We start from the raw sequence: 20,554 nt of genomic DNA, 5'->3' as shown, positions 1-20,554 counted from the left end.
ATCATGGCGTCGGTGCCGATGCAGGAGTTGAGCAGCATGTGGTAGTGGCCGCGGGCGCACCATTCCTGGTTGTAGTAGCGCTTGACGACGGCGGCGCGGCGTCTGTCGGCGGCGATGAGTTCGTGTTCGGCGCGGTCGGCCTGGTCCGGGAAGCTGCGCGCGAACCATTCTTTTTTAGCGGCCATGGTGGCGTAGACGAAGACGTGGAAACAGCCGGGTTTGCCGGCGAGGGCCATGGCTGATCCGCGGCCCACGAGGACGCAGTTGCCCTGCTTTTCCGCCTCGAGAATCTCCTTATGAATGAGCGAGTACATGCGTTCGCAGTCGAAGATCTGGTCATCGCAGGGGCCGGTGGTGGAGTACATGGAGTCCTGCCAGAACACCTTGCCGTAGCGGTAATACCAGGGATCGAGGCGGTCGTCGAAGCGGACGGCCTGCTTCGGCGGCACGCCGGCGGCGCGTCCGGCTCCGGTTACAAGTTCCTCATCGAGGAGTTTCCAACCGAGGCGCGCGGCGAGATCATGGGCGAACTCGGCGCCGCGTGAACCGTATTCGCGTTCGACGGTGATGACGCGGATGGGTGAAGGCATGGACTGGCTCCTTTCGAGGCCCGCAAGGGAGCATACAACGAAATGAGGGGTTTTGGGCAAGTGTTGCGCCCTACTGGATACGTGAGATGCGGGTTTGCGGGTGGGGAGGAACGAGCGTTCGTGGTTTCCCACCCTGTCGACGGAAAGAAGTCGCCAGGATGGGGGCGGGGAGGTTTGTGGCTCGGCGAACGCGCGGCTAGAGGATGTAGCGGCTGAGGTCTTGATCCTTCACGATGGAGGCGACCATCTGCTTGACGTAGTCGTCGGTGATGGAAAAGACCTTTTCGGGGCCGGAGGCGGTCATGCGCTCCTCATAGGGCAGGGGAGTGGAGGCTTCGCTGCGGATGCTTTCGGGGATGACGCCGGGGGCCTGGTCGGCGGAGCGCTTGACGACGTCGGGGGCGAGGAAGCTGACGTCCTCGAGGACGCGTTCCATGATGGTGTGGAGGCGGCGGGCGCCGATGTTCTCCGTGCTCTCGTTGACCTTGAAGGCGAACTCGGCCATTTCGCGCAGGGCATCGGGTGCGAACTCGAGCTTGACGCCTTCGGTTTCGAGCAGGGCGGAGTATTGCTTGGTGAGCGAGGCTTTGGGCTCGGTGAGGATGCGGAGGAAGTCCTCGACGGTGAGGGACTGGAGTTCGACGCGGATGGGGAAGCGGCCCTGGAGCTCGGGGATGAGGTCGCTGGGCTTGGAGACGTGGAAGGCGCCGGCGGCGATGAAGAGGATGTGGTCGGTGCGGACCATGCCATAGCGGGTGTTGACGGTGGTGCCTTCAACGATGGGGAGGATGTCGCGCTGCACGCCCTCGCGGGAGACGTCAGGCCCGTGGGATCCTTCGCGGCCGGCGATTTTGTCGATTTCGTCAAGGAAGATGATGCCGGAGGACTCGACGCGCTCGACGGCGGCGCGGTTGACGGAGTCCATGTCGATGAGGCGGCCTTCTTCTTCCTGCACGAGGTAATCGAACGCCTCGGCCACCTTCATCTTCCGCTTCTTGGGGGCGGAGCCGAAGATGTTGGGCAGCATGTCTTTGAGGTTCATCTCCATGTCTTCAAGGTTCTGGTTGGAGATGATGCCGAACTGGGGTGTATTGGACTGGCGGACGTCGAGTTCCACCATGCGGTCGTCGAGTTTGCCTTCACGGAACTGCTGACGGAGTTTTTCGCGGGAGCGCTGGTGCGAGTCGGCACCGGGGAGGGAAAACTGGCCTTCCTGGCCGTGGGGCGCGGCGGGCGGAGGCGGGAGAAGGAGGTCGAGGAGGCGTTCTTCGGCGTTCATCTCGGCGCGGTCTTCCACTTCTTCAAGGCGCTCTTCGCGGACCATGTCGATGGCGATCTCGATGAGGTCGCGGATCATGGATTCGACGTCGCGGCCTACGTAGCCGACCTCAGTGAACTTGGAGGCTTCGACCTTCAGGAACGGGGAGTTGGTGAGCTTGGCGAGGCGGCGCGCGATCTCGGTTTTGCCCACGCCGGTGGGGCCGATCATGATGATGTTCTTGGGCATGATGTCGTCGGCGATATCGGGGGGGAGCTTCTGGCGGCGCTGGCGGTTACGCAGCGCGATGGCTACGGCGCGCTTGGCGGCCTTCTGGCCAACGACGTGCTTGTCAAGTTCGGTGACGATCTCGCGGGGGGTGAGCTCGTCGAGCGAGAGGTCGGTTTCTTCAGCGGATGCGGGAAGATAGATGGCCATTCTTTTGTTGACTACTCCTGACCAGAGCGCATTTTGGCTCGCAATTGGATCAGATTACTTCAGCTCTTCAAAGGTGACGTTGTTGTTGGTGTAGATGCAGATGTCGGCGGCGATTTTCATGGCTTTTTCGGCGATGTCGCGGGCGCCCATGTCGGTATTTTCCATGAGCGCGCGGGCGGCGGCGGTGGCGTAACTTCCGCCGGAGCCGATGGCGGCCAGAGGCTCGTCGGGGTCGATGACGTCGCCGGAGCCGGAGATGAGGAAGGTCTGGCCTTTATCGGCGACCAGAAGCAGGGCCTCGAGATTGCGCAGCATCTTGTCGGTGCGCCAGTCTTTGGCGAGTTCGACGGCGGCGCGATTGAGGTTGCCGGCATACTGCTCCAGCTTGGACTCAAAGCGGGTGAACAGGTTGAAGGCGTCGGCGGTGGATCCGGCGAATCCGGCGAGGATCTTTTCCTGGTAGAGGCGGCGGATTTTGCGGGCGGAGTGCTTGAGGACGTGGTCGCCGAGGGTGACCTGGCCGTCGGCGGCCATGACCACTTCGCCGTTGCGGCGCACGCAGATGACGGTTGTGGAGCGGATGCGGCGTTTTGTTTCTGAACTCTTGGAACCCAAAAAAACCTCCGGAAAACGTGCCTCCGGCGAGTGAGAAACTGCCTGAGTCGCAAAGTCGAGTATACCGCCCGGCACCTGCGGTGCGGCCAACCACCTGCGGTGGGCCGAATGCGCCTTCGGCGCCCGATGCAGTCAGGTTAACGACAACGCCCGTGTTCAGAGATGTGCGTTACTGCGCCGACCTGGCTGCCAGGGTATTGAGAATGCTGCCGTAGGTGGCCAGCAGCTTCGCCTGGTCCAGTGCGGCGGTGTCGTTCCATGTGGCGGCCACGCAGTAATGCCTGCCGTTCTTGCCGGTGAGCGCGGTGGTGAGGTTGAGCACGCCGCCCTCGGAGCCGCCTTTGAACGCTACCTGCTTCCACTGCGCAGCGTTGGCGACCCCGGGGTTGATGCGGAAGGGGTCGGCAGTGGCGGCCTTCGCGGCGAGCGAGCAGAGCTCAACGGGGGTGAACAGCCACTCGATGTCGATGGCGGCGGGGGCATCGCTGAACTGGCTTGTATCCGGTAGTGGCTGCGCGTCGATCTCGGCAAGCAGGGCGCGGCGGGCGTTTTCGTCGGCCTTGCGGTAGCGGTCGAGAAGGGCGGCGTTGCTGTTTGCTTTGAGGATGAAGGCTTCGCGGGTGCTGAGGAAGGGCTTGTTGCGGGGTGCGAACTTTTCCGCCTGGTCGCGCCCGACGATACTCAGCAGGGCGTCGGCGGCGGTGTTGTCGCTGATGGAGATCATCTGGTTTTCCAGCGTGGCGAGGGTGAGGGGCGTAGCGTCCGGCCATCCCTGCAGCACGCCGGAGGGAAGGGACTTCCATTCCTTCTTGAGGGGGAATATCTGATCGAGGTGGAGTTTGCCAGCGGCGGTTTGTTCCTGGGCCGCTGCCAGAATGGCGAGCTTAAAGGCGGAGCCCACGGCCATTGCGTCATCGGGATGGAGCGAGCCCAGGGGCTTGCCTTCTTCGAGCACCAGAGCGGAGACTTTGCCGGGGAGCGCGGAGAGCTGCTTCATGGAGTCGTCGAGGCTTGCCGGTTTGCTGGGGGTGGGGAGACCGAACCAGAGTCCGTCAATGTGTCCGTCGCCATCGAGATGGATCTTGGCCGGCGCGGTTCCGCGCTCCATGACCAGCGTGAAGCCGTCGGGTGTGGGTTCGGCGCGCAGAAAGGCGCCAAGAGTGCCGGTGTACTGCTTGACGATGGCATCGACGCGCGCGATGGGGATCTGCGCCAGGAAGCTGGGCGCGAACCAGGAGTCCTGGGCGGGAGTTTGTTGCAATAAGCGGGCCAGAGCCAGCGGCGGCGTGATGGCCTGAGCCGTGCAGAGCACCGGGAAAAACAACAAGAGTGCAACGACTGCGGGCAGAATCCTGCGCATGAAGACACCTCATGATTGCGTTTGGACTGGAATTATATGCCCCGTCTCGACCAACACCCAGTGAGCTGCGCCGCAGGGCAAAAAGCGATTTTCGGGGCGTTCAGAATTTCCATTGACAGCCGTCTGGCGTGGAGGTAGTTTCGTTCATCGATATATCGATCATCGAGTGTGGGCGATGCCGAAACGAAAGCTTGATCCGCTGCCTTCCGCTGCTTTTCAGATCCTGCTGTCGCTGGCCGGAGAGGATTTGCACGGCTACGGGATTATGCGCGAGGTGGAGGAGCAGACGGCGGGGAGAATGCGGCTGGGGCCGGGAACTCTCTACAGCTCGATCCAGACGCTGCTGGAAGAGGGTCTGATCGAGGAGATTGACGGGCCGGGCGAGGCTCAGGATGCGCGTCGTCGTCGTCACTATCGTCTAACAACCGCGGGGCGCAAACTGGCGCGGTCAGAGGCCGACCGGCTGGCCGATCTGCTGCGGGTGGCGCGCGCACGCAAGATCTTCAAGGGGGATTATGTCTGAGAGGATTTATTCCCTTCTTTTCCGCCTGTTTCCGGCGCGATTCCGTGCGCGGTGGCAGGACGAGGCGCTGGAGCTGTTTCGCGATCGCGCGGGGTACGAGCGTGGATTTGCGGCGCGGACGCGGATGTGGTTCGACATCATGTGCGACTTTGCGGTTTCGCTGCCGCTGGCGTACGCGCGGGACAGGGAGCTTGTAGCTGCGGCGGCGGTGCCGCGCCAGGATGGCCCGTCCTTCGCCATTCTGGAGGACAAGCCGATACGCTCAAGCGCGTATCTGTACGGGACGGTGCTGTCCCTGGCGATTCTGGCGGGGATTGGGTGGATGGCGAAGCATGCGGGGCATTTTCCCATTGTGCAGGGGGCAGACCAGGGCAACGGCATGACGGTGGATCCGTGGGCCACGGGAGCATCGGCCAATGGGGGCGGCGGGTCGACGCTGGTGATCGGGAACGGGGAAGGTTCCACGCATCCGCAGGCCAGCACGGTACAGCCGGTGAGCAAGGTGGTTCGGGTGGGCACGGCGCCCGCGGAGGTGCCGTTTTTCGATGCGGCGGAGAAGCATCGCGTGCTGCTGGGCGCGGCGCAGGTCCTGAAGCAGCGGTACCCGGACAAGGCGGCCGCAGAGAAGCTGGGGAAGGGGCTACTGAGTGCGGAAGGTCCGCTGGGGAAGGTGAACGATCCAGGGGTATTTGCCGAGGCGGTGACACGGCAGTTGCGGGCCGAGAGTGGTGATATGCACTTCCAGGTGGAGTACATGCGCGGCGGAGTGGCGGGCGGGGCGGCGCCGGCGGTGAACGAAGGGACGTATCGCGCCATGATGCGGGAGGCCAACTGCATGATGGAAGAGCCTCGGATTCTGCCGCAGAACGTGGGCTATCTGAAGCTGGACTGGTTTGCGGAGCCGGAGGCTTGCGGCGACCGGGTGATTGCGGCGCTGAAGTCGCTGAACCGGGCGGACGGGGTGATTCTGGATTTGCGGGAGAACTCGGGCGGGTCGCCGGAGATGGTGATGTTTGTGGCGGGGTGGTTGTTCGACCGGCCGGTGTTCCTCTGGAATCCGCGGGAGAGCGAGGCGGGGCGGATGTGGACGCACTCGCCGATGGCGGGGAGCGCGCTGGCGGGGAAGCCGGTGTGGGTGCTGACTTCGGGACGAACCTACTCGGCTGCGGAGCAGTTTGCGTACAACCTGAAGATGCTGCACCGGGCTACGCTGGTGGGGGAAACGACGGGGGGGGCGACGGACGTGGGCGTATTCCACCATATTGACGACCACTTCGGGATGGGGCTGCGGGAGAGCCGGGTGGGGAATCCCTATTCCGCGCCGGACTGGGCGGGGAACGGGGTGCAGCCGGACGTGCGCGTGGCTGCGGGACAGGCGCTGGAGACGGCGGAGAAACTGGCAGAGGCGCAGATGGCTCGCAGGTGAGCCGGTCAGGCTGCGGCGGCATTCCGCGTGTGCAAGGGAGACCTGAGCTATGCTTGAAGCGGGTTGCTCCGCCATGCGGAGTCCCAGGTCGCATGAACCTTAACGCCGTCAAAATCTGGGAGATCGCCGGAGGAGTCCTCGCTCTGACCGGCGCCGTGGTGCTGACCGCCCGGCTGATGCGGCGCAAGCGTCCGACTGCGGCTGAGATCGAGCTGGGGCGGCGGCAGTACCTGACGCAGAACGGGCGCATTGTGGACGGCACGCTGCTGGACGTGGCAGAGGTGCCGGGCGAGGATGGCCACTCGCTGACGATGCTGATGTACGACTACCGCATTGGGGGCGTGGATTACCAGGCCTCGCAGGACATTACCCTGATGGGGGATGTGGTGACGGTGGCGCATGTGCGGTCGGGCTTCCCGTGCTCGGTGCGGTATCAGCCCAGCAATCCGGAGAACAGCATTGTGGTGGCGGAGAGTTGGTCGGGGTTGCGCAAGACCATTCCAGTGCTGACCTGGCTGGAGGAGGGCGGTCAGAGCCATCCGCACCTCACGACTACGCGCGAGCCGCCGGAAGTCAGCTGATGAGGTGGCCAGGAGATCAGGGTATCAGGTGCTCAGAAAGTTGAGCTGAGTGGCGAGGCGGGGTGCCGGTGGCGGGGAAATTGAGGCGCCATTACACTTGAGCTATGCATGTCCACGCCGCGCCCGCTTCTTCCGCTTCCGGCCCCGGCTCCGCGAGGACGCAGGCGGTTCTGCGCATTTCGCTGATTGCGACGGCGTTGTATGTCGCGGTGACGTTTATCGCGGGCATGCGGGCGCACTCGCTGGCGCTGCTGTCGGAGGCGGGACATAATGTCAGCGATTTTCTGGCGCTGCTGCTGAGCTTTGCGGCGGTCTACTTCCACAACCGGCCGGCGGATGATGCGCGGACCTTTGGCTATCAGAGAGCCGGGGTGCTGGCGGCGTTTATCAATGCCGGAAGCCTGATGGTGATCTCAGTCTGGATCGGGCTGGAGGCGGTGCATCGCCTGTATGCGCCGGTGGCGGTGCAGCCGCGATTGATGATGGTGGTGGCCGCGGCCGGCGTGGTGATGAACGGCGTGATTGCGGCGCTGTTGTGGGGCGTGGCGCGCGACGTGAATCTGCGGTCGGCATTTGTGCACATGGCGGGCGACACGCTGTCGACCGCTGCGGTGATCGGGGGAGGCGCGGCGATCCTGCTGACGGGGCGGAACTGGATCGACCCGGTGCTGTCACTGATCATCGCGGGGCTGATCCTCTGGTCGTCGTGGGGCATTGTGCGGGAGACGTTGAACATTCTGCTGGAAGGGACACCGCGCGGTGTGGAGTTGAACGGGATTCGGACGGAGATGGAGCGGGTGTCCGGCGTGCTGAACGTGCATGACCTGCATGTGTGGTCGCTGGGGTCGCAGTCGCGGGCGCTGGCCTGCCATGTGACGATCGCGGATATTCCGCCGTCAGAGTCGCAGGGGATTCTGGAACAGCTGAACCATATTCTCAAGGACCACCACAACATCTGCCATTCGACGATTCAGTTTGAGCATGAGAACTGCCCGGAGCTGCATGGGTGCGTGGTGCCGATCGAGGAGATGTCGAGCGAGGCCGCGCATGGGCATCATCATGGGCATGCGCATTGAGGAACAGGGTTCAGGATTCAGGGTTCAGGGTTCAGGGTTCAGGGGTCCGGTGGTCAAGTGATCGAGTGGTCAAGAACCATGGGGTATCGAGGCTGCCGGAGAGGATTCCTGTGACAAAAGAGAGCCCCCGAGCGGCAGTGAACGTGCCGGTAAGTTCCGGCACTGGACGCGCCGTTTCGGGAAGACCAAGAAGAATAGCCGATGCTATTCTCTGACCACTTGATCACCTGATCACCCGATCACTTATCCCTGTAAACTTGAGGGCATGGAAGAGTTCAGCCGAATTCAGCGTTTGCCACCTTACGTATTCAACATTACGGGGGAGATGAAGATCTCCGCGCGGCGGCGTGGGGAAGACATCATCGATTTCGGGATGGGGAATCCCGATGGGGCGACGCCCAAGCACATTGTGGACAAGATGATTGAGGCGGCGCAGAAGCCGGTAACGCATCGCTACTCGGTGTCGAAGGGGCTGCCGCGGCTGCGGCGGGCGATCTGCAACTGGTATGCGTCGCGTTACGGCGTGGAGCTGGATGCGGACCGCGAGGCGATTGTGACGATCGGGTCGAAGGAGGGCATTGCGCACCTGTGCCTGGCGATTCTCGATTCGCGCGATACGGTGTTGGTGCCGAACCCGTCTTATCCGATCCATATCTATGGGCCGGTGATTGCGGGGGCGCACGTTGTGAGCGTGCCGATTGTGAATCATGAGGCGTTTCTGGCGGAACTGGAGGATCTGATTCCGCGCATGACGCCGCGGCCGAAGGCGCTGATCGTGAATTTTCCATCGAATCCCACGACGCAGTGCGTGGAGCTGCCGTTTCTGGCGCGGCTGGTGGAGCTGGCGCGGCAGTATGGGTTCCATTTGATTCACGACCTGGCGTATGCGGATATTGCGTTCGATGGCTACAAGCCGCCCAGCGTGCTGCAGGTGCCGGGTGCGAAGGATGTTGCGGTGGAGTTCTTCACGCTGTCAAAGAGCTACAACATGCCGGGATGGCGTGTGGGCTTTATGGTGGGGAATCCGGTGCTGGTGAATGCGCTGGGGAGGCTGAAGAGCTATTTCGATTATGGGACGTTCACGCCGATTCAGGTGGCATCGATACTCGCGCTGGAGGGTCCGCAGGAGTGCGTGGCAGAGATCTGCGCAACCTATAAGAAGCGGCGCGACGTGCTGGTGGAGGGGCTGAACAAGCTGGGATGGCAAGTGGCTAGCCCCAAGGCGACGATGTTTGTGTGGGCGCAGATTCCGGAGAAGTACCGGGGGCTGGGGTCGCTGGAGTTTTCAAAGCTGCTGCTGACGGAGGCGAAGGTGGCGGTGAGCCCAGGGATCGGGTTTGGGGATTATGGCGATACGCATGTGCGGTTCAGCCTGATCGAGAACGAGGAGCGGACGCGGCAGGCGCTGAGGGGGATCCGTCAGATGTTTGCCAAGAGCGTGAAGGAAGCGGCGGTGGAGACGGTATAGGCCTTCGGGGGGGGTGCATGTACCAGTTGGTTAACTACCGTGTAACGGTCTTGGTACTGCGGGTGGCGTTCCGGGCGGGGCATTCGGGGCTTAAAATGTGAGCTGGATCACCGACTCTATTTTGTAAGTAGATCATTGCAAGTTGTTTGCGGCGATTCGAGCTGAAGGGCGAAAAAAAGACCTAGTTAATTTTCTGGTAAACATTGTTGGGCGCGGGTGCGTTTGCGGGATGTTGCGGCTGGCCATGGTGAGGCTGTTTTGGTCACAATTTCCCCGGGCCGCTCTGAGGCGGCAGCGTGTTTCAGTGTGCGCGGTTTCGTGTGGGGTGGCTGTGAGGGCGGTCACAGGTGAGTGTGTCCAGTACAACGGCGGGTGTGGGATGACACTTCGTGTCGAGAGGCTGAAGGTGTCAGGAGCTTGCCCACAACGAAGGCCCACCTTGCGGTGGGGCTTCGTTGTGTGACTTGTGGAGTGGCCGCTATGATTCGGGCGCGAAAAGCGGGTCCTTCGCTGCGCTCAGGATGACAAATCTGTGGAAGGGTCAGGGCCTGTCGTAGAAGCGGAAGAAGAGGCTGGGCTTGGCGCAGGGTTCGGCTTTGGCGACTAGCTCGCCCTGATGCTTGTCGGTGATGGGGTTGAAGTCGCGCGCTAGCTGGACATTCTCTTCTAACTGCGCGGTCGAGTCGCAGCCGATGATCACTGTGCTGACGGGCCGGGAGAGGGTGTAGTACATGGCCTCGCGCATGGAGAGGGTGCCGGGGGAGGAGGTCTGGATGGTCATGCCTTCCCAGGACTTTTTCTGGGCTTCAATGGGGGGCGGGTTCCACGAGGAGAGGATGCGGCCGCGGCCGGGGATCTTCATGCCGATGATGCCCATCTGCTTTTCGACGGCGAGGGGGAGGAGCTGCTCGTTGAACGAGTAGTGGTGGGGGTCGGCGGCGTTCATGGCCATGAGGATGCAGTCGAAGTCGTGACGGTGGATGCACGCCATGAGCGACTCGGGGCGGTAGTGGCCGGTGATGCCGAGGTAGCGGACGACGCCCTGCTGCTGCATGTCGAGGAGGGCTTCCATGGCGCCGCCCCTGGAGAAGATCTGGTCGACGTCATATTGGGTGCCGACGTCGTGGAGCTGCCAGAGGTCGATGTGGTCGGTCTGGAGGAGTTCGAGCGACTTGTGGATCATCTGCATGGAGCCGTCGCGGGTGCGCTCCTTGGTTTTGGTGGCGAGGAAGGCTTCATTGCGGCGATGGGCCATGACTTTGCCGACGTACTGCTCGCTCCAGCGCGCGGGGCCGCCGTAGATGGAGGAGGTGTCAATGTAATTGACGCCGAGGTCGAGGGCGCGCTCGATGATGGGGACGGCGGTGTCGAAGTTGTTGGGCTTTTCGAGGGCGGCCTGGCCGCCGAGGGAGAAGATGCCGACCTTATAGCCGGTTTTGCCCAGGTTGCGGGTGGGCATGGCCTGCTGAGTGCGCGGGTTTTCAGGCAGGGCGGCGATGGGTTTTTTGTTGTCGGCCAGGGCGATGCCGGGTGTGACCAGCGCGGCGGCGACGGCGGTGCCGGCTTTCAGGAATTCGCGGCGGCCGGGCTTGCGGGTGTTGAGGGACTCGCGACTGGATTCACTCATGGATGCTCTCCTGGGCTGCAAACCCATCATACCGCTGTGACCGCATTCATAACATGGGTTTGCTACTCTGCTGACGCACGGTGATTTTGAAACCGTAATTCCCGATGAGAAGGCGGAGCCTGTTATGCCCTGCGATCCCGAGGAACTGAAACACGTACCTTTGTTTGAACTGCTGGACGATGAGGAGCTGGCGGTGCTGGCGGCGCAGGTGGATGTGCGCAAGTTCGCGGCGCGGCAGCGGATCTTCAAGATCGGCGAGCCCTCACATGCTGCCTATGTGGTGATTGAGGGCAGCGTGCGGGTAACGATGATTGATGAGGACAAGCAGGAAGTAGTGATCGACGAGCCCACCCATGGCGGGGTTTTCGGATTTGCGTCGATGCTGGACCAGACGGCGCACCAGGCGAATGCGATGGCGATGGAGGAGTCAGTGTGCCTGGAACTGGATCGCCATGACATCGAGATCCTGGTGCAGCGTAAGCCGATGGCGGGTTTGGACATGCTGACGATACTGGGGCGGCAGATTCATGCTTCGCAGAAGCTGGTGGCGCTGCGGGCCAATCGCAATCCCAATCAGATGATTGAGGATGAGGCGACGTTCGGAGAACGGATCGCGGATGCCGTTGCGCGCTTCGGAGGCTCGTGGAACTTCATCATTACGTTCGCGGTGCTGCTGGTGCTGTACACGGCCACGAATATTGTGATGGGGGGCAGGGCGTGGGATCCTTACCCGTTTATTTTGCTGAATTTGTTCCTGTCGATGCTGGCGGCGATTCAGGCGCCGGTGATCATGATGAGCCAGAATCGGCAGGACACGAAGGATCGGCTGCGCAGCGAGCTGGATTTCGATGTGAACCGGCGGGCGGAGTCGGAGATCCAGGGGCTGGCGCACAAGATCCATCTGCTGACGGATAAGGTGGGGGACGTGGAGGATTTTCTGCGGGCGGAGAGGCAGGGAGTAGGAGGGTAGGGAATGAGGAGGCGGGTGGCCCCTGGGGTCACCCGCCTTTGCATCGCGGTGGGGCCTATTTTGCGGAGGAGCTGGCGATGGCCGGCTGAGTCTGAGGGTTGGGGTCACGCGCCATGAGGCCCAGGAGGGCGGTGGCCAGGGCGCCGGCCAGCGAAACCGCGCTGCCGGTTCCCACTTTACCGAGGGTGACGCCTTGCTGGGAGAGGACGGCGGTGACGCTGAGGGTGGAGATGAGGAGGCCTGCGGCCGTGGTGCGGGGGTGTTGCCAGATGTTGGAAAGCGGGTTCATGCGAGTTTCTCCTTGCGCGGCGCGTGGGCCGCGGGTGGTTGAGTTGAGGTTGTGAGTGTGTTGGGTGCCGTAGAAACAGAAAGCCCTTCTGCACGGTCGCGGTGAGCGGCGCGGCGGGAGGGCTGGGTTTGAGTCGGAGTTTGAGGGGCTGCCGGTGGTTCGCGGTCGCGGTTGATCGCGTCGCGCGCGGCGAGGTTTTCCCTCTGATTGAAAGCGTACTCTTTCAGCAAGGCGACTGTGCCAAAAAGTTGATTTTGTAAGTTGCTGAATCTTATAGCGGTTGCAAACTATTTTTCGTAATGCCCCTTGACAAGATTTCCACAGCCCACCTGCGGTGGGGCCAATTGCGCCTGCGGCGCGGGCTCAGGGGGGGATGGGCGGTTTGAGCCGAAGGGTGGGGATTGGGCGGAGGGGAAAAGTAGATTCCCTGCGGGAATGACAGACAGCAAAGCAAAGGCAAATACCAATGCAGATCCCTTCGCGTTGTTCAGGAGATTCCCTGCGGGAATGACCGACGGAAAAGCAGAGAACGGCTATTTGTGGAGGTGCTGGAAGCCGTGGGTGGCGATGGCCATGACGAAGAACAGGGTGAAGTTATAGGTGGCGTGGGTGAGGGTGGAGGCGGCCAGGGAGCGGGTGGCGAGGCGCACCGTGCAGAGCACCAGGCTTACCGAGAAGATGACGACCATGGGCCCGAGGGCGTTGCCGTTCTGGCTGAAGTGGAAGAGGGCGAAGATGGCGCTGGTGACGACCGAGGCGGAGATCATGGCCGGCACGGACCATTGGGGATGGCCATCGGGGAGCAGGGCGGGGACGGGGCGGTTGGCGAATTTTTCGCCGAGCCAATCGAAGGCGGTGGAGAGGGACGGGAGCAGGAATCCGCGGAACATCATCTCCTCGCAGAGCGGCGCCACGGTGACGGCAAAGGCGAACATGGTCCAGAGAGCCTGGGGGGTGCTGAGCATGCCCTCGAGGGGGGAGTGCTCCGGGAAGTGCAGGACGAGGCGGATGGCGGTGGCCAAGCCGAAGCAGGCCACGGCGGTCCCCACAAGAACGGGCCAGCGGCGGCGAACGGCGGAGCTGTTCCATTGCAGGCCGGCGAAGAGGCTTTTGCCCCAGAGGGCGGGAAAGATGGCGGCGGCGGGTGCGAAGGCGACCGCGTACCAGATGGCCATGGTGCCGACGGCGTAAACCATGCTGTGCATTACGTCTTCAAGGCGGGAGACGCCGAACAGATGCAGGCCGACGCCGGCGAGGATGAGGAGGACGGCGGAGACGAGTCCGCCAAACAACAGGGCGGTGAGCAGCGCAAGGTGGCCGAGGTGCGGGATGCGGATGACGCGTGCGGGCGGGAGGGGCGGCGCCGTTTCGGCCAGGGCGGCGAGGAAGGTCGCTTCGGGGATGGGGGCGAGCGCGGCGGCCTGGGCCGGGTTGGAAGGGGTGTCCAGCATGGAGGACCTCTGGTTCAGGATGGGCTCATTGTACCGGTGAGCCGATCTGGTGGAAAGCCGCGAAGGTTGTATAGGGCCAGCGACGGGGTCACAAAATTGCAAAGTAACAGAGTGGCAACTTGACGAGCTTCCGCGGTTTGCGGGGGAATCAGGCGGGGGCGAACTCGCGGGCGCGGTGGAGGAGGTCGCAGACTTCGGCGTCGGAGGTCTGGGTGAAGTCGTCGTACCACTGGCCGACGGCGTTCAGGTCGAGAGGGGCGAAGAGGCAGACGATTTGGTCGGCTTCGTGCGTGAGCCGGGTGCAGACCGAGTGGGCGGCTACGGGTACGGCGACGACGATGCGGGCGGGCTGGCGCTGGCGGAGGGAGGCGATGGCGGCGCGCATGGTGGAGCCGGTGGCGAGGCCATCGTCGACCAGGAGGATGGTTTTGGCGGCGACGGCGATGGGCGGGCGGTCGCCACGGTAAGCCTTTTCGCGGCGGTCGAGTTCGGCGCGCTCGCGAGCCGCGATGGTCTGGATGACGTCGGGCGGGATGTGGAGGCGGTGGACGGTGTCGGCGGAGAGGAGCTGGATGCCGCCGGTGGCGATGGCGCCTATGGCGAGCTCCGGGATATCAGGCGCGCCGAGTTTGCGGACGACCCATACGTCGAGGGGGGCTCGGAGCGTGCGTGCGATTTCGAAGGCAACGGGGACGCCGCCGCGGGGCAGGGCGAGGATGAGTACGTCGGGCTGGTGGCCGAAGGCGGTGAGTTGGGCCGCGAGCTGGCGGCCGGCATCGGATCGGTTTTGGAAGCGCATGGGCTGCCTGCGAGTGATTGTAGGTGAGTGGGGCCAATTCCGGGTGGTGGGATCCCTCCCACCCAAGCAGAGCTTGGATGGGGAACCCTCCGGGGCGACTCCTATGAAGTGCGGACGTAGCGGCGGCCCTGGATTTCGTACTGGCCGGAGGCAACGCGGCCGATGGCTTCGGAGTAGGCCTGGTGTTCTTCGGCGAGGATGCGCAGGGCGAGGGAGTGGGCGTCGTCGGTTTCGAGAACAGGAATCACGCGCTGCAGGATGATGACGCCGTGGTCGAGGTGTTCGTCGACGAAGTGGACGGTGCAGCCGGCGACCTTCACTCCATATTCGAAGGCCTGGGTCTGGGCGTCGAGGCCGGGGAAGGCGGGGAGCAGAGACGGGTGAATGTTGAGGATGCGATTGGGGAAGGCGTGGATGAACTCGGGGGAGAGGAGGCGCATGTAGCCGGCGAGGATGACGTAATCGACCTTGTGCTCGCGGAGGGTGGCGAGCATGTCGCGGTCATGGTCGGCGCGGGGGCGGCCTTTGGAGACGTGGATTTTTGTGGGGAGATTGAGTTGCTGCGCGGCGAGGATGCCGGGGGCGTCGGCGATGTTAGAAAGGACGATCGCGATTTCGGCGTTGGGGAGCGCGCCGGAGCGGATGTTTTTGGCGATGGCGAGGAAGTTGGAGCCGCGGCCGGAGAGGAGGATGCCAAGGCGGAGAGGCGGACGAGCGCTTCGCGCTCCAGGAGGCGGCGGGTTGTGCTGTGGTTCCAGTGGGAATTCCTTCAGGGGCTGAAGCCGGGTCACTCATCGGTCGGAGTTAACAGGCCGCGGAAAACTGCATCTGGTGGCACGGCGGTCAGGCAGGGGCTACAGCCCCGGACCTTTATTAAAGCCTGTTCGGCCCGACTCAAGTCGTGCCCTTGTTACAAAGCCTTTTTCCCGAAAGACAAAGCAGAAGCGGGTCCTTCGCTGCGCTCAGGATGACAAGGCGTTGCAGGAGCAAAAGCAGATTCCCTGCGGGAATGACAGAAGAAAGCAAAGGCAAAAACAAAGCCGCGATCAGGTGTACTGGACGCGTTTGTGATCGGCTTTAATGGTGCGGCCGATGACGTGGAATTTTTCTTCGGCGCGGTCGAGGAGGTTTTTGGCGCGGGTGAACTTGGCGGCGGGTATGGCGGCGATGAGGCCGATGCCCATGTTGAAGGTGCGCATCATCTCGTCCTGGCTGACCTGCCCGAGCTCGCGCAGGTGCTCGAAGACAGGCAGGACAGGCCAGGAACCTAGCTCGATCTGCGCGGCTGTTCCCTTGGGCAAAATGCGGGGCAGGTTTTCCGTGATGCCGCCGCCGGTGATATGCGCCATGCCGGTGGTGAGTCCCGCGGTGACCAGTTTCTGGATCACGTGCAGGTAGCTCTTGTGCGTCTTCATCAGGGCCGCGCCGGCCTTGTCCTTGATGGGGGTGACGTACTGGGTGGGCTTGTAGCCGGCCACTTCAAAGAAGAGCTTGCGGGCGAGGGAGTAGCCGTTGGTGTGGAGGCCGGTGGAGGGGAATCCGATGAGGACCTCGCCGGGTTTGATGTCCTGGCCGGTGATCATCTTTTCGCGGTCGACGGCGCCGACGATGAAGCCGGCAAGGTCGTATTCCCCGTCAGTGTAGAAGCCCGGCATCTGGGCGGTTTCGCCGCCGATGAGGGCGCAGCCGTTGGCTTTGCAGCCTTCGGCGAGGCCGCTGATCACGTCTTCGATCACCTGGGGGTCGAGCTTGCCGCTGGCGAGGTAATCGAGGAAGAAGAGGGGAGTGGCGCCCTGCACGGCAATGTCGTTGACGCAGTGGTTGACGAGGTCGTGGCCCACGGTCTGGTGCAGGTCGAGTTCGAAGGCAATTTTGAGTTTGGTTCCCACGCCGTCCGCGGAGCTGACCAGGATGGGGCTTTTGAACTTCTGCAGGTCAAGCCGGAAGAGCGCGCCGAAGCCGCCGATGCCCCCCAGGACATTGCGGTTGAAGGTTTTCTGGGCGAGAAACTTGATGCGCTCCTTGGCGCGATCGCCGCTGGAGATGTCGACGCCGGCGTCGGCGTAGGTCACAGATTTGGGCTTCGGTGTCTCAGGCACGATGAGGGCTTCCTACGCAAAGGATGGGACAGCTCGGCTGCCGGAAAGCATGATTTTACCACCACCTCCGGTGGGGCCAGCTGCGCCACCTGCGGTGGGGCCAGCTGCGCCTTCGGCGCCATCATGGGCGTGGCAGCGGCTGAGGTAACTTGCCACCTGCGCCACCTGCGGTGGGGCCAGGTGCGCCTTCGGCGCCACTGTTGTGCGCGCAAGCCCAGAGGCGCGGCGGCGCAGTTGGCCCCACCGCAGGTGGCCTGCGAACATGAGGGACATGTCCACTGTGGTTCCGAGATTGATTCTTGCATCCGCGTCGCCGCGCCGGCGGGAATTGCTGGCACAGGCGGGGTTCGTGTTCGACGTGATTCCGGCTCATATTTCCGAGGAACCGCGGCCGGGGGAGGACCCAGTGGCGTACGTGGCGCGGTTGGCGCGGGAGAAGGCCGAGGCTGTCTATCGACAGCAGGGTTCAGGGTTCAGGGTTCAGGGGTCAGGTTCCGGGGCAGAGATAGCGGGGAGTGGCGAGGTCGTGGTGCTGGGGGCGGATACGACTGTGACGCTGGATGGGCACATTCTGGAGAAGCCTCGGGATGGGGAGGACGCGGCGCGGATGCTGCGCATGCTGTCGGGGCGGACGCACCGGGTAATCACGGGGGTGGCGCTGGTGGACGCGCGAGGCAGCGAGGTGGCCGCGGAGGTGACCGCGGTGCGGTTTGTGACGCTCAGCGAGGAGGAGATCGCGGAGTATGTCGCTAGCGGCGAGCCGATGGACAAGGCGGGGGCGTATGGGATCCAGGGGCGGGCGGCGAAATGGATTCCCCGGGTGGAGGGGTGCTACTTCAATGTCGTGGGGCTGCCGCTGGCGCTGGTGACGGCGATGCTGGAGGAACGGCGCGGAGGCTAGTCAGGACTCGGTCCGCAGGGTTCATCGAGGTGTTGTGGAAACAGGAGCGGCGCGTTAGAGCTGGTCCTCACCCCACTTATCGGAATTGGTCCGCATTGGTCCGCATTAGTCCGCATTGGTCTGCATTGGTCTGGAAAACTCCGATTGGCTGCATGAGCAAGTAAGCGAGTTAGCCGTGACATCCAGCCGTGAGGCCGGCGCCCTGAACAGCTCGGAGTATTGGTGCACGCCGTACCACTTTGGTTTCATCGGCTGTCACGGATTTTCTTGGCTTGTTGATCTGCGTTGAGGGTACAATCGCGGGATAACTTCAGTTTTGGCTTTGAAAAGAGTCCTTTCCATGCGGATCAGGTCAGTCGCGCTTGCTGTCTATGTTGCTGTTTGTCTTGGTTCTGCCTGCACGCTGCGCGCGCAGTTTCAGGAACCCACGAAAGAAGAACTGCAGATGACGTCGGACCCGAAGGCTCCGGGTGCGGCCGCGGTGATTTTGTATCGCGAAGAGCGAACCGACGATGACATCCACTATCACGCCGTTGTGGAGCGCATCAAGGTTCTGACGGAGAAGGGGAAGGAAGCGGCGACGATCCGCATCCCCTACGACCGGAGTTGGACCAAGGTCTCGGACATTCAGGGGCGCACGGTTCATGCGGACGGAACAGTGTATCCGCTGACCACCAAGGCCTCGGACCTGACGGACGTGAACTCAAAGTATTTCCAGCGCAACACGATGGTGTTCACGCTGCCGAGCGTGGAGGTGGGCAGCATTATCGAGTATCGGCTGCAGATCCGCTATGACGACCAGTGGATCTCGTCGCCGGACTGGATTCTGCAGCAGCCGTTTTTCGTGCACAAGGCGCACTATTTTTTTCAGCCGTCGAAGCATTGGGAGAAGGGGCTGATGTGGGCGTCGCATGTGAAGCCGGGCACCAAGGTTGTGGTGGATGCGCAGGGGCGCTACACCTACGACGTGGAAGATATTCCGGCGTACCCGGATGAGGACTGGATGCCGCCGCTGAACAGCATGACGATGCGGGTGCAGTTCTACTATGCCGATTACCGCAGTGGGGAGCAGTTCTGGCAGGAGCGGGGCAAGGAGTGGGCCAAGGATACGGAGAAGTTTGCCAACGCGGACAAGGCCATCAAGAATGCAGTGGCGGAGCTGGTGGCGCCCAGCGATACCGAGGAGCAGAAGGCGAAGAAGCTCTACGACGCGGTGATGAAGCTGGACAATACCGACTTCACGCGCCAGAAGAGCGAGGCGGAGCGCAAGAAGGAGAAGATCAAGGAGATCAAGAAGGCCGAGGATGTGTGGGTGCAGAAGAGCGGCGGGTCAGACGAACTGGCGCTGCTCTATGTGGCCATGGCGCGCGCGGCGGGCCTGCAGGCGACGGCGATGCAGGTAGTGAATCGCGACCGCGCGATCTTCGACGTCGACTATCTACGGCTGGCGCAACTGGACGATTACATCGCGGTGGTGACCATCAGTGGCAAGGACGTGTATCTCGATCCGGGGCAGAAGGCGTGTCCGTTTGGCCTGCTGCAGTGGAAGCACTCCTTTGCCTCGGGTCTGCGCATCGGTGGCAAGGGCGCGGTGGTCGCGTCGACTCCCGGCAACCAGTACACGCAGAACGCGGTGCAGCGTATTGCGGACCTGACAGTTGCCGCGGATGGCAGTGTGACAGGAACGATGCGGGTGGTGATGAGCGGGCAGCAGGCGCTTTACTGGCGTCAGTCGGCGATCCGCAATGACGAAGAGGAAGTAAAGAAGCGCTTCAATGAAGCGATGCGCGAGATTGTGCCGGATGGCGTGCAGGCGGACTTCGATCACTTTCTGTCGCTGGACGATTACAACGTCAACCTGCTGGCAGTGCTGAAGGTGAGCGGGCAGGCGGGCAGCGCGACGGGTAAGCACTTCTTTTTGCCGGGCATGTTTTTCGAGTCGCGGGCGAAGCATCCGTTTGTGGCGGTAGACCACCGCGAGATCCCCATTGACCTGCATTATCCCGAGCGGGTGGTGGATGACGTGACCTATCACCTGCCGGCGGGGTTTACGGTGGAGAGCGCGCCGCAGCCGTCGACGATACCGTGGGGCAACTCGGCGCAGTTGCGTGTGGCTTCAAAGACCACCCCGGACAGCGTGCAGATTGCGCGCAGCCTGGCGTACAACTACACGCTGCTGGAGGCCAAGGACTACAAGGACCTGCATGACTTTTATCAGAAGATCGCGACGGCTGATCAACAGCAGTTGGTGTTGACGCGGGCGGCGCAGGCGGCGAAGTGAGTAAAGACGCGGCTGGGGGAGTTGTGCGGCGTGGGTTTTCTGGGGGACCGGGGATGAAGATTCGTACCGCGGGATGCGTGGCGGCGGTGTTGGCGGGGGCGGCGTGTGTGCCGGCTTCGGCGAGCTGGTTCAGCAAGGGGCAGCCGGTGCCGGACTGGGGTGTGCAGGCTGCGAAGACGGCGACGCCCGCGTATGTGAAGGACGCGTCGGCGGTGATTCTTTATGACGAATATGTCGAGACGGTTGACGGGAACGGGCGGGCGACGGAGCGGGAGCGGGAGGCGATCCGGATTCTCAAGCCGCAGGGCAGGCATAACACGTGCGAGGTGAGTTACGACGTCGACGAGAAGGTGAACTATCTCCGCGTGTGGACGATTGCTGCGGACGAGAAGAATACCTATGAAGCACAGGCTACGGATTTCATTGAAGAGGGCGACACGGATGTGCCGATTATGCTTTCGACGACCAAGCGCCGCATTGCGCATCCGCCGGCGGTGGATGTAGGGGCGACGATCATCTGCGAGTCGGAAGAGGTGATGAAGCCCTACATGCAGGAGAAGGTGTGGAGTTTCCAGAACGGGATTCCCGTGGTGTTTGAGGCACTCGAGGTGGATCTGCCTGGGGGCCACTTGCACTCCGAGGCGTGGCACCGGTTCGACGCGGTGAAGCCGGTCGAGATTGCTCCCAATCACTGGCGCTGGGAGCTGAAGGATATGCAGGCGCTGAATCTGCGCGACGTGCCTTCGCCGCCGGAGTGGCTGGCGCTGGCCGGACGCATGACTGTGCAATGGGGAGATGCAGC

19 protein-coding genes are annotated in these 20,554 nt (G+C 62.9%); 9 read left to right on the top strand and 10 right to left on the bottom strand.

What is annotated here, in order from left to right:
• From VGL22_RS10215 to VGL22_RS10200, 4 genes are all read right to left on the bottom strand, one after another.
• Positions 1-590, bottom strand: a 590-nt coding sequence (locus VGL22_RS10215; protein ID WP_465266812.1) for a cytidylate kinase-like family protein, incomplete at its 3' end; no start/stop codon positions are given.
• A gap of 196 nt (positions 591-786) precedes the next feature.
• On the bottom strand, positions 787-2,286 hold the full coding sequence (hslU, locus tag VGL22_RS10210; RefSeq protein ID WP_465266811.1) for an ATP-dependent protease ATPase subunit HslU: 1,500 nt from the start codon (positions 2,284-2,286) through the stop codon (positions 787-789).
• A 54-nt stretch (positions 2,287-2,340) separates the two neighbouring features.
• A complete protein-coding gene (gene hslV, locus VGL22_RS10205; RefSeq protein WP_465266810.1) occupies positions 2,341-2,901 on the bottom strand; it encodes an ATP-dependent protease subunit HslV in 561 nt (186 codons plus the stop codon).
• A gap of 169 nt (positions 2,902-3,070) precedes the next feature.
• Positions 3,071-4,261, bottom strand: a complete 1,191-nt coding sequence (locus tag VGL22_RS10200) for a serine hydrolase (RefSeq protein WP_465266809.1) — start codon at positions 4,259-4,261, stop codon at positions 3,071-3,073.
• A gap of 175 nt (positions 4,262-4,436) precedes the next feature.
• Here VGL22_RS10200 and VGL22_RS10195 point away from each other — a divergent pair, with 175 nt between their 5' ends.
• The 5 genes from VGL22_RS10195 (at position 4,437) to alaC (ending at position 9,335) form a co-directional block, all read left to right on the top strand.
• Positions 4,437-4,784: a PadR family transcriptional regulator gene (locus VGL22_RS10195; RefSeq protein WP_465266808.1), complete on the top strand. Its 348-nt coding sequence runs from the start codon at positions 4,437-4,439 to the stop codon at positions 4,782-4,784.
• Positions 4,777-6,210, top strand: a complete 1,434-nt coding sequence (locus VGL22_RS10190; RefSeq protein ID WP_465266807.1) for a S41 family peptidase — start codon at positions 4,777-4,779, stop codon at positions 6,208-6,210. The genes VGL22_RS10195 and VGL22_RS10190 overlap by 8 nt, the downstream gene beginning before the upstream one ends.
• A 92-nt stretch (positions 6,211-6,302) precedes the next feature.
• Positions 6,303-6,791: a hypothetical protein gene (locus VGL22_RS10185; RefSeq protein ID WP_465266806.1), complete on the top strand. Its 489-nt coding sequence runs from the start codon at positions 6,303-6,305 to the stop codon at positions 6,789-6,791.
• Positions 6,792-6,895: 104 nt separating this feature from the next.
• Entirely contained in the window at positions 6,896-7,867 is a 972-nt protein-coding gene (locus VGL22_RS10180; protein ID WP_465266805.1) for a cation diffusion facilitator family transporter, read from the top strand.
• Positions 7,868-8,132: 265 nt separating this feature from the next.
• On the top strand, positions 8,133-9,335 hold the full coding sequence (gene alaC, locus VGL22_RS10175; RefSeq protein WP_465266804.1) for an alanine transaminase: 1,203 nt from the start codon (positions 8,133-8,135) through the stop codon (positions 9,333-9,335).
• Positions 9,336-9,876: 541 nt separating this feature from the next.
• Here the strand turns inward: alaC and VGL22_RS10170 are convergent.
• Positions 9,877-10,962, bottom strand: a complete 1,086-nt coding sequence (locus VGL22_RS10170; RefSeq protein WP_465266803.1) for an aldo/keto reductase — start codon at positions 10,960-10,962, stop codon at positions 9,877-9,879.
• Positions 10,963-11,086: 124 nt separating this feature from the next.
• Between VGL22_RS10170 and VGL22_RS10165 the strand changes: the two genes are divergently transcribed.
• Entirely contained in the window at positions 11,087-11,932 is an 846-nt protein-coding gene (locus VGL22_RS10165; protein ID WP_465266802.1) for a DUF1003 domain-containing protein, read from the top strand.
• A gap of 55 nt (positions 11,933-11,987) precedes the next feature.
• On the opposite strand, the gene VGL22_RS10160 is transcribed toward VGL22_RS10165, so the two are convergent.
• The 5 genes from VGL22_RS10160 to purM all read right to left on the bottom strand — a co-directional run bounded on the left by VGL22_RS10160 (position 11,988) and on the right by purM (position 16,570).
• Positions 11,988-12,221 (bottom strand): hypothetical protein, encoded by a 234-nt coding sequence (locus VGL22_RS10160; protein WP_465266801.1) that lies wholly within the window; start codon positions 12,219-12,221, stop codon positions 11,988-11,990.
• Between the two features lie 533 nt (positions 12,222-12,754).
• Entirely contained in the window at positions 12,755-13,672 is a 918-nt protein-coding gene (locus tag VGL22_RS10155; protein ID WP_465266800.1) for a lysostaphin resistance A-like protein, read from the bottom strand.
• A 148-nt stretch (positions 13,673-13,820) separates the two neighbouring features.
• The gene (locus VGL22_RS10150) at positions 13,821-14,471 is read right to left on the bottom strand and encodes a phosphoribosyltransferase (protein WP_465266799.1); all 651 of its coding nucleotides are present in this window, start codon (positions 14,469-14,471) and stop codon (positions 13,821-13,823) included.
• Positions 14,472-14,572: 101 nt separating this feature from the next.
• Positions 14,573-15,262: a phosphoribosylglycinamide formyltransferase gene (gene purN, locus VGL22_RS10145; RefSeq protein WP_465266798.1), complete on the bottom strand. Its 690-nt coding sequence runs from the start codon at positions 15,260-15,262 to the stop codon at positions 14,573-14,575.
• Between the two features lie 255 nt (positions 15,263-15,517).
• A complete protein-coding gene (gene purM, locus VGL22_RS10140) occupies positions 15,518-16,570 on the bottom strand; it encodes a phosphoribosylformylglycinamidine cyclo-ligase (protein WP_465266797.1) in 1,053 nt (350 codons plus the stop codon).
• 271 nt (positions 16,571-16,841) lie between these two features.
• Here purM and VGL22_RS10135 point away from each other — a divergent pair, with 271 nt between their 5' ends.
• From VGL22_RS10135 to VGL22_RS10125, 3 genes are all read left to right on the top strand, one after another.
• A complete protein-coding gene (locus tag VGL22_RS10135; RefSeq protein WP_465266796.1) occupies positions 16,842-17,471 on the top strand; it encodes a Maf family protein in 630 nt (209 codons plus the stop codon).
• Between the two features lie 340 nt (positions 17,472-17,811).
• Positions 17,812-19,752, top strand: a complete 1,941-nt coding sequence (locus VGL22_RS10130; protein ID WP_465266795.1) for a DUF3857 domain-containing protein — start codon at positions 17,812-17,814, stop codon at positions 19,750-19,752.
• Positions 19,753-19,805: 53 nt separating this feature from the next.
• Positions 19,806-20,554, top strand: a 749-nt coding sequence (locus tag VGL22_RS10125) for a DUF3857 domain-containing protein (RefSeq protein ID WP_465266794.1), incomplete at its 3' end; no start/stop codon positions are given.

It is taken from the genome of Occallatibacter sp. (assembly GCF_036502485.1).
Classification (GTDB): Bacteria; Acidobacteriota; Terriglobia; order Terriglobales; family Acidobacteriaceae; genus Telmatobacter.
This window is presented reverse-complemented; position numbering and strand designations above follow the sequence as displayed.